The 15964-nt window shown below is 40.9% G+C and carries 15 protein-coding genes; 3 read left to right on the forward strand and 12 right to left on the reverse strand.

From position 1 onward, the window contains the following. Positions 1-235 precede the first annotated feature (235 nt). The 5 genes from HZC45_00435 to HZC45_00455 all read right to left on the reverse strand — a co-directional run bounded on the left by HZC45_00435 (position 236) and on the right by HZC45_00455 (position 3109). Complete coding sequence (locus HZC45_00435) at positions 236-388, reverse strand: type II toxin-antitoxin system HicA family toxin (GenBank protein ID MBI5681638.1); 153 nt, start codon at positions 386-388, stop codon at positions 236-238. 60 nt (positions 389-448) lie between these two features. Next, positions 449-1513, reverse strand: coding sequence for a protein nirF (locus tag HZC45_00440; GenBank protein ID MBI5681639.1), 1065 nt, complete (start codon positions 1511-1513; stop codon positions 449-451). Between the two features lie 70 nt (positions 1514-1583). Continuing rightward, the gene (locus HZC45_00445) at positions 1584-1889 is read right to left on the reverse strand and encodes a hypothetical protein (GenBank protein ID MBI5681640.1); all 306 of its coding nucleotides are present in this window, start codon (positions 1887-1889) and stop codon (positions 1584-1586) included. 29 nt (positions 1890-1918) lie between these two features. Further along, positions 1919-2380 (reverse strand): Lrp/AsnC family transcriptional regulator, encoded by a 462-nt coding sequence (locus HZC45_00450; protein ID MBI5681641.1) that lies wholly within the window; start codon positions 2378-2380, stop codon positions 1919-1921. A 54-nt stretch (positions 2381-2434) separates the two neighbouring features. Next, a complete protein-coding gene (locus HZC45_00455) occupies positions 2435-3109 on the reverse strand; it encodes a bifunctional phosphoribosyl-AMP cyclohydrolase/phosphoribosyl-ATP diphosphatase HisIE (protein ID MBI5681642.1) in 675 nt (224 codons plus the stop codon). Positions 3110-3249: 140 nt separating this feature from the next. Between HZC45_00455 and nadA the strand changes: the two genes are divergently transcribed. Continuing rightward, positions 3250-4176, forward strand: a complete 927-nt coding sequence (gene nadA, locus HZC45_00460) for a quinolinate synthase NadA (protein MBI5681643.1) — start codon at positions 3250-3252, stop codon at positions 4174-4176. 6 nt (positions 4177-4182) lie between these two features. On the opposite strand, the gene gatA is transcribed toward nadA, so the two are convergent. Further along, on the reverse strand, positions 4183-5643 hold the full coding sequence (gene gatA, locus HZC45_00465; protein ID MBI5681644.1) for an Asp-tRNA(Asn)/Glu-tRNA(Gln) amidotransferase subunit GatA: 1461 nt from the start codon (positions 5641-5643) through the stop codon (positions 4183-4185). An 11-nt stretch (positions 5644-5654) separates the two neighbouring features. Then, positions 5655-5942: an Asp-tRNA(Asn)/Glu-tRNA(Gln) amidotransferase subunit GatC gene (gene gatC / locus HZC45_00470; protein ID MBI5681645.1), complete on the reverse strand. Its 288-nt coding sequence runs from the start codon at positions 5940-5942 to the stop codon at positions 5655-5657. A gap of 206 nt (positions 5943-6148) precedes the next feature. On the opposite strand from gatC, the gene HZC45_00475 reads away from it, so the two are divergent. Then, positions 6149-7006, forward strand: a complete 858-nt coding sequence (locus HZC45_00475) for a transketolase (protein ID MBI5681646.1) — start codon at positions 6149-6151, stop codon at positions 7004-7006. Positions 7007-7020: 14 nt separating this feature from the next. Here HZC45_00475 and HZC45_00480 read toward each other — a convergent pair whose 3' ends face one another. From HZC45_00480 to hemL, 5 genes are all read right to left on the reverse strand, one after another. Continuing rightward, complete coding sequence (locus HZC45_00480) at positions 7021-7854, reverse strand: universal stress protein (protein MBI5681647.1); 834 nt, start codon at positions 7852-7854, stop codon at positions 7021-7023. 18 nt (positions 7855-7872) lie between these two features. Next, the gene (locus HZC45_00485) at positions 7873-10152 is read right to left on the reverse strand and encodes an ATP-dependent Clp protease ATP-binding subunit (GenBank protein MBI5681648.1); all 2280 of its coding nucleotides are present in this window, start codon (positions 10150-10152) and stop codon (positions 7873-7875) included. A 13-nt stretch (positions 10153-10165) separates the two neighbouring features. Beyond that, positions 10166-11062, reverse strand: a complete 897-nt coding sequence (locus tag HZC45_00490) for a DnaJ domain-containing protein (protein ID MBI5681649.1) — start codon at positions 11060-11062, stop codon at positions 10166-10168. A gap of 66 nt (positions 11063-11128) precedes the next feature. Further along, positions 11129-13024: a molecular chaperone DnaK gene (dnaK, locus tag HZC45_00495; GenBank protein MBI5681650.1), complete on the reverse strand. Its 1896-nt coding sequence runs from the start codon at positions 13022-13024 to the stop codon at positions 11129-11131. Positions 13025-13101: 77 nt separating this feature from the next. After that, positions 13102-14385 (reverse strand): glutamate-1-semialdehyde 2,1-aminomutase, encoded by a 1284-nt coding sequence (gene hemL / locus HZC45_00500; GenBank protein MBI5681651.1) that lies wholly within the window; start codon positions 14383-14385, stop codon positions 13102-13104. Positions 14386-14522: 137 nt separating this feature from the next. Here hemL and HZC45_00505 point away from each other — a divergent pair, with 137 nt between their 5' ends. Next, positions 14523-15962, forward strand: coding sequence for a HAMP domain-containing protein (locus tag HZC45_00505; protein ID MBI5681652.1), 1440 nt, complete (start codon positions 14523-14525; stop codon positions 15960-15962). Positions 15963-15964: the final 2 nt, after the last annotated feature.

Here is a 15964-nt window from a genome sequence, read left to right on the forward strand (position 1 = left end):
CGGTTTTCGCTTGGTTCTCTCCCGCCAAGTAGCAAAGGAGAAAATAGTATGGCAAGAGAATGTCCAAAATGTAAGGGCGATGGGCAAATGATGTGTGAGAAATGCGATGGAACAGAAAAAATAAAAAAAATAAGGGGACACTTCCCTAAAAAATAAGGGGACACTTCCCTGATTATGAAAAACAACCCAGAGATTGTATTAATAGGGGAAGTGTCCCTAAATTTACCTAAATTTACTATAGGGGAAGTGTCCCTAAATTTACAGGATGACCGGCAATTGTTACCCTGCCTGACTTTGCAGGGTGTTTATATTGACGATGGCTTCCTTTTGTATCAACTTGATACCAACCATCGCTTTCTATCAATCTTATAATATCACGCACTTTCATCTATGAGATATATATGAACCATGTTCTACTTTATACATAGCAAGTTCTAGTTATTGCTACCTACATCCCGAATTTATGCGCCCGCTCAGTAGAGAATATCCCTGATGGTCTTTTTGCAGGAAACTCCTTGATTTTTTCGAATGTCTTTGCATCATACACAACAACCTTATTATCATCCATTAAGGATACATAGACATAGTTTCCCTTTGGCGTAAACTGGGGATGTGTTGCCCCCTTGCCGGGATTTAGTGTTTTGACAACCTCCAAGGTCTTCAAATCAATGATATGAATTATATCGCCGTTCTTGCCGACTAAATCAACCCACACATATCTGGCATCAGGGCTTGAAACAGTATAAAGTGCAGTTCCTTCAAGATGGACATTTTTAACCCATTCCCATGTTTTATTATTATAAACCAATGCTAATTCCTTTTTTAACGCAGGAAGCACTGCCAACTCTCCTGCAATTGCCCAACCCTTTAAATGAGGTATCTTCCACAGAGGCACATCGTTTGCTGACTGGTTTTCCTTTTGGGTCAAGATTTTTTTAACCTCATTTAATTCCCATGTGTCCAAAAGCCCCATCCAGTTTGAGTTTAAGAAACCAACAAGGTAATATCTGCCGTCGGGCGTTATAAGGGCGTCGTAAGGCGTATCTCCGACATCCCAGAATTTTTTTATAACAGGGAAATCTTTTTTGCCTGCGTCTACAACCCATATCCCGTCCCCCTCCATTAAGGAAAAGACAAGGAGGTTTCCGGGGGCATCAAGAATCCCTACCACGCGGGATTCAATGGTAATGCCATTGCCATATTCCCTGATTGCAGGGATTTGTTTTACTGTTTCCAGCGTTTCTGCATCTAGTATCCTGACCTCCTTTGGCGAGTAATTGCTCAAGGCAATATGCTTCCCATCCTGTGTCATAACTCCGCCGACGCAGTCAAACCCTGCCCTAACCTGTTTAACAACTGTAAGTGTTAAAAGGTCTATCTTGCTTACTGTTGCGTCTCTTCCGATTGTATATGCGTATCTTGCATCAGGTGAAAACTTAATTGTCCCATGAATCAGATTGCCAAGCCCTTCAACCCTTCCGAGAAATTTATGTTTAGATGAGTCAATGACAATGACGCTTCCTCATTTTATGGTCTGTCATCACCTGTCGAGTTTGTTCTGGGGGACTGTCCCACCTGGAATTTTATGGCCTGTCCTCTCCCTCAAGTTTGTAGTTTGTAATAATACCATCTTTCAGTGTAACATCCATACGGATTTCGTTCCCAACGCTTGGCATAGAAAGATATATCCATATCTTATTGCCAAGTTTATCAGTTGTATCAATAGTCGGGATACCCAACCGTTTCAGAAGATATTCCTCTGTGGTTTTACCTTCTCTTATGGTTTCTGATATTAAAAGTATATCATGCATTTGATAAAAAGGCTGTGAAACATTGTCAATGGATATACTGCAGCCATATAAAGATATAAGGACTAATAGGATAAGCAAATTCCGTATACTACCTTTCATGATTTAACCTAAAAATAAACCATGCTTTCTTTTTTGAACTCCTGCGAACTAAAGAGAATTTTATATTTCTTAATGCCGGTTGCATCAGAAATCCTTTTGGCAGTATCAAAACATTCTTCTTTTGTCCGTCCGTGTATCATTGTAAAAAGGTTATACGGCCAGTCTTCAAATGATGGTCTTTCGTAACAGTGGCTTACCTCTTTGAAAGACGCCATGATTTTGCCGACCCTTTCCCTGTCTTGTTCAGACACAATCCATACACCCATGCCATTTGCGGTTATCCCTGCCTTCCTGTGCCTAATGGCTGCGCCGAACCGTCTGATATAACCCTTTTCCAGAAACCCGTTGACCTTTAAGATGAAATCATCCTCTGATATGTTGATTTTGTCGGCAAGTTCCTCGAACGGTCGAGGGATAAGCGGTATGTCTTCCTGCACCTCTTTGCAAATCTTTTTTTCAATGTCTGTCATTGTCTTTTTGCTCAATTTCCCGTCTCCTTATCCCTAGCACCTAGCCTCTAGTCCCTATCCCCTGTTTTTCCTTCCTTCCTTTTCCTCTATGCCAGAGACCCCTTGTCTTCTTTTTAATTCGTTTAATACATCGTCCAGTTCTATGTCCATCTCTCCAAGCAAAACCATCGTATGAAACCACAGGTCTGCTGTTTCATGGATAATCTCTTTCCTTACGCCATCTCCTGCTGCCTCAATCAGTTCAGATGATTCCTCTTTGATTTTTGCCAGTATCTTGCCTTTTCCCTTTGAGTATAACGATGCCACATACGATTTTTCAGGAGACGCGGTTTTTCTTTCTTTGATGGTTTGAAAAAGGTCTGAAAGAATGTCTGAAGTCTGAAGTCTGAAGTCTGAAGTCTTTCCATCCAGCCTTCTATAAAAACAACTCATCTCCCCTGTATGACATGCAACCCCTGTCTGATGGACACTTAAAAGGATTGTATCCTCATCACAGTCGTAATAAACAGCCTTTACACTCTGAGTATTCCCTGATGTCTCACCTTTCATCCAGAGTTTGTTTCTTGAGCGGCTGAAATAGTGTGCTATGCCTGTTGAAATGGTCTTTTCAAGAGCCTCTTTGTTCATATACGCAAGCATCAAGACCCTGCTGCTAGTATACTCCTGCACAACAGCAGGGACAAGCCCCTTTTCATCAAATTTTATGTTGATATTAAAATGTAACTTCATAATAAATTAGATTACCAAAAGGAGATTAAACAAGTCAAATGAAATGGTTCTCAAGAATAGACATTGATTTTTACGGATGGTTGGTTGTGGTTGATAAATTCTATGTTTATGTGTTATGTTTAACGCAGGAAGATGATAAAATGGATATAAAAAACCATAACGAAAAACTAAAGAAAGATATAAGATACCTCATTAAAAAAAGAGACGCCATCTTGCTTGCACATAACTATCAGAGGGATGAGGTGCAGGAGATTGCTGATGTTTGTGGAGATTCACTCGGTCTCTCACAAACTGCTGCCAAGTCCAAAGCAGAGGTTGTTGTATTTTGCGGTGTGCATTTTATGGCAGAAAGTGCATCCATCCTCTGCCCTCAAAAAACTGTGATACTGCCCCGACTTGATGCAGGCTGTCCAATGGCGGATATGATTACAGGAAATGACCTAAAAAATGAAAGGCAAAAGAGACCCGATACCCCTGTTGTGGCATATGTAAATACAACAGCAGAGGTTAAGGCTTTAAGCGATATCTGCTGCACCTCTGCAAATGCTGTTAAGGTGGTTAATTCACTTGAGTCTGAAGTTGTCTATATGGTTCCTGACAGAAACCTTTCAATGTATGTGGCAAGGAGAGTTAAAAAAAAGATGCAGTGGTGGAATGGGTTCTGTCCTACCCATGAAAGACTAAAACCAGAAGATGTTGTTAAGTGCAAAGAAAAATACCCTGATGCAATTTTTGCATGCCATCCTGAATGCAGACCCGAGGTGATTGACATGGCAGACCATGTATGTTCCACATCAGGCATGTATAAATTTGCGAAATCTACGGCTGCAAAGTCAATCATTGTCGGCACAGAGATGGGAATTTTATACAGACTCAAGAAAGAAAATCCTGATAAAAAGTTTATCCTTGCCTCAAAATCACTAATCTGCCCGAATATGAAACTTATTACCCTTGAGGATATTCTTGAGGCACTTGAGAAGATGGACAGGATTGTAGATGTTCCGGATGAGATACGGATACCTGCAAAAAAGGCACTGGACAGGATGTTGGAGATACCAAGGGATTAAATCCGATTACAACACAACCCTCCTCTTGTGCCACTCTGCTGCCTGCTCGTAGGCATAAGATACCTTCAAAACAGTCTCTTCATCAAGTGGTTTACCGAGTATCTGTAAGCCTATTGGAAGGTTATCTTTTGTAAAACCACATGGAATAGAAATCCCTGGCATACCTGCAAGGTTGCAGGATATGGTAAATATGTCAGAAAGATACATGGTAAGCGGGTTATTGGTCTTTTCCCCTATCCTGAATGCAGGGGTCGGACTGGTTGGTGTCAGGAGGACATCGCATTTTTTAAATGCCTCCATGAAGTCATGTTTTATCAGTGTCCTTACCTGTGATGCCTTTTTATAATATGCATCATAGTAGCCTGATGAAAGGGCATAAGTGCCTAACATAATCCTTCTCTTTACCTCTGCCCCAAAACCTTCACTTCTTGTCTTGCAATACATATCTATTAAATTCTTATATGCCTTTGTCCTGTATCCATATTTAACACCATCATATCTGGCAAGGTTGGAACTCGCCTCTGCTGTCGCAACAAGGTAGTAGACTGCTACTGCATATTCTGTATGGGGAAGGCTTACATCAAGAACCTCTGCACCAAGTTTTTTCAGAACATCTATAGCATCAGATACACCCTTTTCTACCTCTTTATCCAATCCCTTTATAAAATATTCCTCTGGGACACCTATCTTTAAACCCTTAATATCCTCTTGCAAAGACTTTGTATAATCAGGAACAGGTGCGTCTATAGATGTACAATCATTTGGGTCATAGCCTGCCATTATGTTAAGCATTATAGCACAATCTCTTACATCCTTTGTCATAGGACCGCCTTGGTCAAGGGATGATGCAAAGGCAATCATACCGTATCTTGATACCCTTCCATATGTGGGTTTTAAGCCTGCAATACCGCATAAGGCAGCAGGCTGCCGTATTGAACCGCCTGTATCAGTTCCTATAGATGCACTGCATTCATTGGATGCAACACTTGCAGCAGAGCCGCCGCTGGAACCGCCTGTAACCCTCTCTCTGCCCCATGGATTTCTTGTAACAAAAAATGCAGAGTTTTCAGTAGATGAACCCATAGCAAATTCATCCATATTAGTCTTCCCCAGTATTACACTGCCGGCATTCTTAAGTTTTTTAACAACAGTCGCATCATAAGGTGGGATAAAGTTACCTAACATCTTTGAGGCACAGGTGGTTAATATACCCCTTGTGCAGAATATGTCTTTAACAGATATCGGAACACCTGTAAGCGGTGTTATATCCTTGCCGTTCATAATTCTTTTATCAGCATCCTTTGCCTGTTCAATTGCATTTTCGCGGGTTACAGTTATGAATGCCTTGATTTTTTCATCTACTGCATCAATCCTCTTTAAAAATATTTCTGTTAATTCTAAAGAGGTAACTTCTTTTTTTATAAGTTTATCGTGAAGTTCATGGATTGTGAGGTTGTGAAGTTCCAAAGTTATCTCCTTTATTCTATTATCCTCGGCACCTTAAAACAGTTTGTATCTCTATCAGGGGCATTCAAGAGGGCTTCATCATTTGTAACAGACTCTCTTATAATATCTTCACGCAGGGGTTTTGATATTGGCACTGCATGGGTTGTTGGTTCAATGCCTTCTGTTTTAATACAAGATAGTTTTTCTACATATTTTAAGATGCTGTCCATCTGGAGTGTATACACATCCTTCTCTGTTTCAGACAGTTCAAGACGGGCAAGCAGTGCAACATGCACAGTATCCCTTTTTGTAATAGACATAATCATCCTCCGCTTAATGGAATAGCATGGGTTTTCTTGAGGAAAAAAGATTATCATATATTCTTAATATTTAACAATAAAAACTTGCATAAGATAATCTTATATGTTACCTAAATTGAGCGATTTAAAATGGCATTCACTCGGCGCTCATTTAATCGCTCAATTTAGGTGTTAGAAAAATCCCTTCTTACAGAAAGATGATAAGTATGCCACAAAAATATGACATAGAATACCTGAAAAGGCAGGCAAAACAGTTAAGGGTAGATGTCCTAATGATGCTTAATATATCAAAATCAGGACACACAGGGGGTTCTCTTTCGTCAGCAGATATTGTTGCCACCCTTTATTTTTATAAGATGAGGCACAATTCAAAAGAACCAGATTGGCAGGAAAGGGATAGATTTGTTCTGTCAAAAGGCCATGCAGCACCTATTCTGTATGCTGCACTTGCAAGGTGTGGATATTTTGAGCCAAAAGAACTCAAGACATTAAGGAGATTGGGCAGTATCCTTCAGGGACATCCTGATATGAAGTCAACACCGGGTGTTGATGTGTCTACAGGCTCTCTTGGACAGGGGCTCTCAATGGCAAATGGCATTGCAATGGCATTGCGACTTGACAAGAGTCCTTCAAGGGTATATGCCCTTATGGGTGACGGCGAGGTTGAAGAAGGACAGGTCTGGGAGGCTGCCATGAGTTCTGCACATTATAAACTTGATAATCTATGTGCAGTGGTTGATTTTAACGGCTTTCAGATAGATGGTGCTGTAACAGATATAATGAATATTGAACCTTTATCTAATAAATGGGAGGCATTTGGCTGGCATGTATTGATGATAGATGGTCATGATATAATTGAAATTATCAAGGCACTTGACACTGCAGAAGGCATCAAAGGTAAACCCACTGTAATTATAGCCCGAACTATTAAAGGCAAGGGTTGCTCAATATTTGAAGGTAAGTATCAATATCACGGTATCCCGCCGTCTGATGAAGAATTAAAAACTGCTTTTAAAGAACTTGGTGTTTCAGGACAAGGCTGGCCAGAGGAGTTGATAAAATAAAAAATTGTCTGTTACTACCTTGCTGCAAATACAGGGCCATCCATATTTCTCATAATATACTCGGTTGTTGAACCAAGAACCATCTCATAAATCTTTGTATGTCCTAAAAATCCCACAAATATAAGATTATGGCTGTTTTCTTTGTAATATTTGATGATTTCATCAGATGTATCCCCTTCTAATAGCACAAACTTAGTATTTATATTATAGGGTTTTAAATATTCTTCAGCATCTTTTAATGCTGCACTTGGGCTGCTGCCTTTTGACAGGGTTGCAATTGTAAGAGGAAGTCTAATGGTCTTTGAAAATTCTGCTGCATAGTGGAGTGCCTTGCTTGCTGGTGCACTGCCATCATAGGCAATTAAAGGGTTTGTTATCTCTTCAAATCTGTCAGAAACCACCATTACAGGCTGGGAAGATTTTCTCATAACCCTTTCTGCAGTAGAACCCAGAAGTCCGTGTTTAAACTCTACATTTATTCCGTGCCTGCCTATTACAATAAGGTCAGATAAATTTGCCCTTTCACAAATCTCATTGGCAACGATGCCTGTTTCCAGAATGGTTTCGTGTTTGACATTTTCCCTTTTGCAGGTATCGGAAAAATCATTCAATACTATCCTGCCTTTTTCTTCAAGCGCCTCCCTCATTTTTGAAGAAAAATTAAAGAAAGGTTCAAAACCCAGTGAACCTGACAGGTCGTGTAAGAAAGGACCTTCAAGGGCAACTATATCAATTACATGCAGTCCGATTAAGTTTGCATGAAACCTTTTAGCTAGATAGATGCTGTATTCAAGTGCGGTCTTGCTGTGTTTTGAGCCGTCCTGCGGGACAAGGATATTTTTAAGCATGCTATTTGTCTCCTGTGTTTAAATGGTTACAGTCTCAAATTGATTCATTGTGCTTACAACCACATCTTCTTCTGCGGCATCAACCCTGAATATATCCCCTTCTTTCCACTTGAGTGTTATTGGCAGTTTGACCTTTTCATCTATATTCCTTTTTAAAAACCTTGCACCATATCTTATATTGTATCCTGTATCTACAAGTATATCTATTGCAGGCTCTGTTATATGCAATGTCTTATTGTATGTCATTAGATGTTTATTAAGGCTATCAATATATCTTGTTGTAATCTCTCTTACCTCATCCCTTGTAAGCGGTGAAAATACAATTGTATCATCTATCCTGTTAATAAATTCAGGGGTAAAGGTATTTTCCACCTCTTTCATTATATTCTTTTTTAAATCTTCTACCCGTAAGCCGTTGTTTAAAAATCCCATAGGTTTTGTAAACTTCTTAAATTCATCTGCACCTAGGTTGCTGGTCATTATGATAATAGTGTCGCTGAAGTATACCCTCTTGCCTCTGCCGTCTGTAAGCCAGCCTTCATCAAAGACCTGAAGGAAGAGGTTCAGGACATACGGGTTTGTCTTTTCTATCTCATCAAAGAGGACAACAGAATATGGGTTCTCCCTCACCTGATTCGTCAGAATGCCGCCCCTTTCAGAACCCACTATACCTCTGGGCATACCTATCAGTTTATCAACAGCAATAGCGCCGTCCTTGTATTCTGACATGTCAAGCCTTATCATCTTATTTTCATCACCGAATAAAAACTCAGCCAGTGATCTTGCCAGTTCTGTCTTTCCTACACCTGTTGGACCAAGGAAGAGAAATACACCGTCAGGACGGCAGAAGTTCTCTTTTAAAGGACCTTTATTCAACCGCATTCTTCTAGCAAGACTTTCTATTGCCTTCTTCTGTCCAACAAGCCTTTTTGCTATGACATCTTCCATATTTCTGAACCTTGCTGTGGTATCCCTGAATATCATATCAATAGGAATTTTTGTCTCCTGTGATATGACCTCTGTCACATCATCCGCAGTTACCACTTTGTTAGTCCTGTTTATCTCCACCTTCACACATGCAGTATCAAGCCAGCCTATTACCTTGTCAGGCATATGGAGACTCCTCATATACCTCTTTGACATATCAATTGCAGTATCAACAGCACTGTCATCTATTATAACAGGATAGTTCTTTTCAAGTCTTCCCCTTAGTCCATGAATTATCTGTCTGGTATCATCTGCAGAAGGCTCATCCACATGCACTATCCTGAACCTCCGTGCCAGCGCCTCGTCCTCTGCAATGTATTCCTTGTATTCAACAGCAGTTGTTGCACCTATAATCTGCACCTCACCTCTGGCAAGTGTTGCCTTGAATATATTCGCTGCATCAGAAGGGACACCCATTGCAGAACCTGCACCGATAAGTGTATGCGCCTCATCAATAAAAAGAATCAGATTTTTTCTATCTTTAAGTTCCTTGATTATCTTTTCAATCCTGTCTTCAAACATGCCCCTGAATATGGTGCCGGCAACAACAGAGTTCATCTGGAGGTTGACAATCTGCTTATTCCTGAGTCTTTTTGGCACATCATGAGGCTGTAGTTCAATCTTCCTTGCCAGCCCTTCAACAACAGCAGTCTTGCCAACACCGGGTTCGCCTATAACCATGACAGAGTTACTCCTCTCCACATGGCAGAGTATTTCCATCACCTGTGTTATCTCTTTTTCTCTGCCTATTATAGGCGGCAGTCTGTCGTAATGGGCAAGTTTGTTAAGATTTACTGCAAAATGTCTCAGATTAGGAGGGAGTTCAAACTTCTTTTTAAAATCTTCTTCAACTTCTTCTATACTCCTAATCCTGATATTAACAGCCCGTATAACACTTTCTGGCTCTATGCCAAAACCCCTGAATATCTTTACTGGTAGTGAATTGGTATCCATGAATATAGCGGCAAAGAGATCTGTTGAATCTATAACATCCCTGTCCCATCTCTGTGCCTCTTCCCATGCAAGTTTAAATAATGTTTTTGTGGCAGGAGGCACCTTAAGCCCAACACCAACATACTGACGACTAATATTCAAATGTTCGTTAACAAAAGAGAGAATCTGCTTTGCATCAAGATTTAAGTCTGTCAGAAGTTCGTGGAAAAAGACTGTTTCAATGTTAGCAAATGAGATGAATATATGCTCAACACCAAGATAATAGTGCTGCCGTTTCTGTGACTGCTGAATGGAATCATCAAGGAGTCTTGATGCTGTGGGTGTAAGTCTTTCTCTTATGCCTTCTATCTCAAACATTGCCGTAAACCTGTCATCCTGTGCCGGTGCGTGGATTATACGGATGAACCTTTTGAAACTCCTTTAATAAATCAGATGCCCTCTGATTTAAATCTCTCGGCGCAATAATTTTGATAATAACATATTGATCGCCTCTTGTCTTTGTTTTTTTATCTTCAATCCCCTTTCCTTTTAATCTTAATTTCTGTCCTGCTGATGTGCCGGGAGGGATGGTTAAGAGTGTCATACCATCCATTGTTGGTATGCTTATCTTTGTGCCAAGACTTGCTTCAATTATTGTAATAGCTAGGTCAAGATATATATCAAACCCTTTTCTTGTAAAATACGGGTGCGGCTCTACATTTGTGATAATATAAAGGTCGCCGGGTTTTCCGCCCTTTATACCAGGACTTCCTTTTCCTGTAATCTTTACCTTTGAGCCGTCATCAACACCAGGGGGTATCCTAACTGTTATCAATTCTTTATCAGTAATAGGCACCTTAATCTCAGTTCCCCTAACAGCGTCTTCAAAACGAATTTTTACCCTGTATTCTACATCACTGCCATCCCTTGTTCCTCTCCATCTATTTGTCTTTCTGGTAAATATGTCACCAAATATATCTTCAATGCCGCCTACATCAAAGTTTACATCCCCTATATTAAAACCACCGGTGGATGTATATGTGTGCCCACCCTCAAAACCTGATTCAAATGGGAATGCCCCCATCCTGTCATACTGTGCCCTTTTTTGTGTATCACTTAAGACCTCGTATGCCTCGTTTATCTCTATGAATCGTGCCTCTGCCCCTTTATTTCCGGGATTTACATCAGGATGGTATTTTTTTGCAAGTTTTCGGTAAGATTTTTTGATTTCATCTTCTGCGGCATTTTTCGTTACACCGAGGATTTCATAGTAGTCTTTTTTTGCCATAAATAATACAGGCTATAGGCAAGAGGCGATAGGCGATAGGAAAACCCATAGCCCATCGCCCATAGCCTAACCCCTGCCTTTATCTTCTTCAACAAACTCTGCGTCAACAACCTCGCCTTCTTTTTTGGTGTCTGTGTCCGGGGCCGCACCTTCCTTCTGTTGTGCAGTCTGTTTATATATTACCTCAGCCATTTTATGCGATGCCTGATTGATTCTGTCAAGTGCCTTTTTCATCTCCCCCATATCCTCTTTTGCTATAGCATCTTTTGCCTCTTTCAAGGCATCCTCAACTACCTTTATATCAGACTCCGATAACTTGCCTTTATGTTCATTAAGGGTCTTTTCAGTGGCATATACAAGGGAATCAAGTTGATTCCTTGTCTCAACAACCTCTTTTCGTTTTTTATCCTCCTCTGCATGGATTTCAGCATCCTTAACCATCTTTTCTACCTCATCCTTTGCAAGGCCGCTGGAGGCAGTGATTGTAATCCTCTGCTCCTTTGCTGTTGCCATGTCTTTTGCAGATACATTCAGTATGCCGTTTGCATCAATATCAAATGCAACCTCTATTTGAGGTATGCCCCTTGGCGCAGGGGGTAGTCCGATAAGATGGAATCTGCCAAGTGTCCTGTTGTCCCTTGCCAGTTCTCTTTCGCCCTGCAAGACATGGATTTCAACAGATGTCTGATTATCAGCAGCAGTTGTGAAAACCTCTTTTTTCCTTGTCGGGATAGTGGTATTTCTGTTTATCAACTTTGTCATTACGCCGCCAAGTGTTTCAACACCAAGAGAAAGCGGTGTTACATCCAGAAGCACAACATCCCGGACCTCACCTGCAAGAACAGCAGCCTGGATTGCAGCGCCCACAGCAACAACCTCATCGGGGTTTACGCCCTTGTGCGGCTCTCTTTTAAAGAAATCCTTAACAAAGTCCTGTATCTTCGGCATCCTTGTCATGCCGCCTACAAGAACCACCTCATTTATATCAGAATGGCTCATACCAGCATCCCTTAAAGCCTGTTCACATGGACCGTGGCTCCTCTCTGTCAGGCTATCTGTCAACTGTTCCAGTTTTGCTCTGGAGAGTCTTATGACCATGTGTTTTGGTCCGGTTGCATCCGCTGTTATAAAAGGCAGGTTAATTTCTGTCTCCATTGTGGAAGATAGTTCTATCTTTGCCTTTTCTCCTGCCTCCTTAAGCCTCTGGAGGGACATCCTGTCCCTTGATAAATCAATGCCCTGGTCCTTTTTGAATTCAGCAACAAGCCAGTCAATAATCTTCTGGTCATAATTATCTCCGCCAAGGTGCGTATCACCATTAGTTGACTTTACCTCAAAAACACCTTCGCCTACTTCAAGCACTGATATATCAAATGTCCCGCCGCCAAAATCATAGACAGCAATGGTTTCTTCCTTTTTTTTGTCAAGACCATATGCAAGGGATGATGCAGTAGGCTCATTTATAATCCTCTTTACATCAAGCCCTGCAATCTTGCCCGCATCCTTTGTTGCCTGTCTCTGGGCATCATTAAAATATGCAGGCACTGTTATAACAGCCTCAGTAACAGGCTCTCCGAGATATGCCTCAGCAGCCCTTTTTAATTTTTGCAGTATAAATGCAGATATCTCAGGCGGGGTATAATGTTTTCCCATAATCTCAACAACAGCCCTGTTCTGGCTGTCCCTTACTGCCTTGTATGGCACCATCTTCATCTCTTCTGTTATCTCATCATAGGTTCTTCCCATGAATCTCTTAATTGAAAAAACCGTATTTTCAGGGTTTGTTATTGCCTGTCTCTTTGCAACCTGTCCGACAAGGACTTCGCCATCTCTTGTGAATGCCACAACCGAAGGCGTAATCCTGCTGCCCTCTTCATTTACTATTACCTTGGGTTCGCCGCCCTCCATGATAGCAACAACTGAGTTTGTTGTGCCAAGGTCAATACCTATAATCTTTCCCATGTTCTTTTATCCTCCTATTTTTATAAAGGTGTAGTTAGGTAAAATTTATGCACGAAAAGGCTTTTTGTCAAGGTTAGTTATATTGCCCTGAATGCCTTTTTTACTGCATCAAGGGTTTTTGCAATATCCTTATCTGTATGGGCAGTTGATACAAATACAGCCTCAAACTGAGACGGCGGCAGATACACACAATTTTCAAGCATCTTTCTGAAATACTTTCCAAACTTTTCAAGGTTTGATTTTTTTGCATCCGAATAATTATTGACAGGGTTGGCATTAAAAAATAAAGTAAACATTGAGCCTGACCTTGCAATCCATACAGGCACGCCTTTTTTCTTTGCTATCCCTTCAATGCCGCTGCAAATTGCATTTGTTGTTTTTAAAAGTTTTTCATAGACACCTTTTTTCTTTAACTGCTTTAATGTCTCAATCCCTGCTGTCATTGCTAAAGGATTTCCTGACAATGTCCCTGCCTGATAAACAGGACCTGCCGGGGACAGCATTTCCATAATTTTCCTTTTGCCTCCAAATGCGCCGACTGGAAGTCCTCCGCCTATGACCTTTCCAAGGCATGTCAAATCAGGGTCTATGTCATAGATTTTTTGAACGCCTCCAAATAAACTCCTGAATCCGCTCATAACCTCATCAAGTATTAAAAGGCTGCCGTATCTCCCGCATACGGCTTTTAGTTTCTTTAGAAAATCATTCTGCGGCAAAACAACACCCATGTTGCCGGGGACAGGTTCAACAATAATGCACGAAATCCCTTCAGGGTCTTTTTCAAACAGCGCCTCTATAGAGCCAATATCATTATAAACCGCAGTGTATGTATTCTTTGCAATATCCGCTGGCACGCCCGGGCCGTCAGGCACACCAAATGTTGTCGCACCTGAACCTGCCTTTACAAGTAAACTGTCAGAATGTCCGTGATAGCAGCCCTCAAATTTTATTATCCTGTCCCTTTTTGTATATGCCCTTGCAAGTCTTATCACCCCCATTGCTGCCTCTGTTCCAGAACTCACAAACCGAACCATCTCCATTGACGGGAACGCCTCTAAAACAAGTTTTGCAAGTTCAACCTCAAGCGGTGTTGGAGCGCCGTAACTTGTGCCTTTGTCAACAGCCTTTTTAATACTGGATGCAACCTTTGGCTCGCAGTGTCCTAAAATCATCGGTCCCCATGAACCGACATAATCTATGAATATATTGCCATCTATATCATATATCTTTGAACCCTTTGCCCTTCTTATAAAAGGCGGATTGCTGCCGACTGCCATGAATGCCCTGACAGGACTGTTTACCCCGCCGGGTATGATACCCCTTGCCTTTTCAAGTAATTTTTGAGATTTTGAAAACTTCATGTATTATCCTCCCATAGAGTGTTATTATGTGGTCTGATTAACATAATACAAGATACAGTGTCAAGAAACGAACAGAAACGAACCCTCTAATTGACTTATATGGATTTCTTTTGTAAGATTGTAAATGGAGGTTAAAATTGTTCCGCCGCATGAATCTATCAGGGCTTAAGACAAAACTTATTTTTATAATGCTGTTTCTGTCATCTATCCTGATGGTCTCGCTCCTTGTCATTTATACAAGGGCTGAAAGGGGATTGATAAGACAGGTGGAGAGGCATACTGATGAACTCTCTGCTGCGATTCAGATAAGCATAGAGCAATTAACAAACCCGTCTGATGAAATAAGTGATATAAAACTCAAACAATATGTTGAGAGGGTAAAGGGAAAGGGGATAAAAGAGGTATCCATCTTAACCAATGAGAGAGAGGTTATTGCAAGTTCCAACCCTGCGCTTACAGGCAAGGTTATTGATATAAAGGGGGACAGGGTTAAGACATCCAGTGAGGTGCAGGAGTTTATGAGCATCGCAAAGGGACGGAGGAACTATGACATATTCCTTCCTGTTGTTGTAGGCAATGAGCAGTTCGGGTTTGTCCATATAGCAATGCAGTTTGATGATTTTGCAGAATTTATGCGTTACAATAATATAAAGAGGCTCCTTGCAACAGGCATTGTGTTCATAATTGGCATAACTGCTGCAATATTTCTGGCATCCCGCTATACACGGCCGATAAATAATATTGCTGCGGCAGCAGAAGATGTTGCAGGAGGAGATTTTACCGTAGCCCTTCCTGTAAAGGGCGGCGGAGAGACAAGAAGACTGGTAGAGAATTTTAATAAAATGGTGAAGGGTCTGTCTGAAAGAAAGGAACTGGAAATCAAACTGAAAGAGGCTGAACACCTTTCAGACATAGGGCGGCTTGCATCCGGTATAGCCCATGAGGTAAGAAATCCTCTTAATTTTATAAATCTAAGCATTGCCCATATAGCGAGTAAGTTTTCCCCTGATGATGAGAGGTGCAGAGAAGAATTTATCAATACAATCAATGGAATAAAAGGAGAGGTTCAGAGACTGAATAACATGATAGTAAACTTTCTGGATTACGGAAAACCGCTTAAATTGAAAATCCAGAATATACCTTTAGATACCATAATTGAAGATGTATTAAGGGTTGTGGAACATAAGATACTGGAGGACAATATTATAGTAGAGAAAAGGTTTTCAGAGGATGATCTTACTGCGCCTGTAGATGCCCAGCAGATAAAAATCTGCATACTTAATCTTATACTGAATTCCATTCAGGCAGTGGAGGGAAATAAAGGCAGAATAATAGTAGAGGCATCAAAGAATGATGAACATATCATTATTAAGGTTTTAGACAATGGATGCGGTATCCTTGAAGAAAATTTAATGAAGGTTTATGAGCCGTATTTTACCACAAAAGAAGTAGGGATAGGACTTGGTCTTTCTATTACAAAACGGATAGTGGAGGAACACGGCGGAGGCATTGATATAAAAAGCGAATACAGCATGGGCACAACAGCAATAATTAAATTGCCGGCGCATAAGGGATAAAC

Source organism: Deltaproteobacteria bacterium (assembly GCA_016223005.1).
In the GTDB taxonomy this organism is placed as follows: Bacteria; Desulfobacterota; GWC2-55-46; order UBA9637; family GWC2-42-11; genus JACRPW01.

What these genes read in the sequence shown, in the direction of transcription:
- nadA (MBI5681643.1), top strand. Translation starts at nt 3,250, where the DNA reads ATGGATATAAAAAACCATAACGAAAAACTAAAGAAAGATATAAGATAC.
- HZC45_00455 (MBI5681642.1), bottom strand. Translation starts at nt 3,109, where the DNA reads ATGAAGTTACATTTTAATATCAACATAAAATTTGATGAAAAGGGGCTT.
- HZC45_00435 (MBI5681638.1), bottom strand. Translation starts at nt 388, where the DNA reads ATGAAAGTGCGTGATATTATAAGATTGATAGAAAGCGATGGTTGGTAT.
- HZC45_00480 (MBI5681647.1), bottom strand. Translation starts at nt 7,854, where the DNA reads ATGCTTAAAAATATCCTTGTCCCGCAGGACGGCTCAAAACACAGCAAG.
- HZC45_00485 (MBI5681648.1), bottom strand. Translation starts at nt 10,152, where the DNA reads ATGTTTGAGATAGAAGGCATAAGAGAAAGACTTACACCCACAGCATCA.
- HZC45_00450 (MBI5681641.1), bottom strand. Translation starts at nt 2,380, where the DNA reads ATGACAGACATTGAAAAAAAGATTTGCAAAGAGGTGCAGGAAGACATA.
- hemL (MBI5681651.1), bottom strand. Translation starts at nt 14,385, where the DNA reads ATGAAGTTTTCAAAATCTCAAAAATTACTTGAAAAGGCAAGGGGTATC.
- gatC (MBI5681645.1), bottom strand. Translation starts at nt 5,942, where the DNA reads ATGTCTATTACAAAAAGGGATACTGTGCATGTTGCACTGCTTGCCCGT.
- HZC45_00490 (MBI5681649.1), bottom strand. Translation starts at nt 11,062, where the DNA reads ATGGCAAAAAAAGACTACTATGAAATCCTCGGTGTAACGAAAAATGCC.
- HZC45_00475 (MBI5681646.1), top strand. Translation starts at nt 6,149, where the DNA reads ATGCCACAAAAATATGACATAGAATACCTGAAAAGGCAGGCAAAACAG.
- dnaK (MBI5681650.1), bottom strand. Translation starts at nt 13,024, where the DNA reads ATGGGAAAGATTATAGGTATTGACCTTGGCACAACAAACTCAGTTGTT.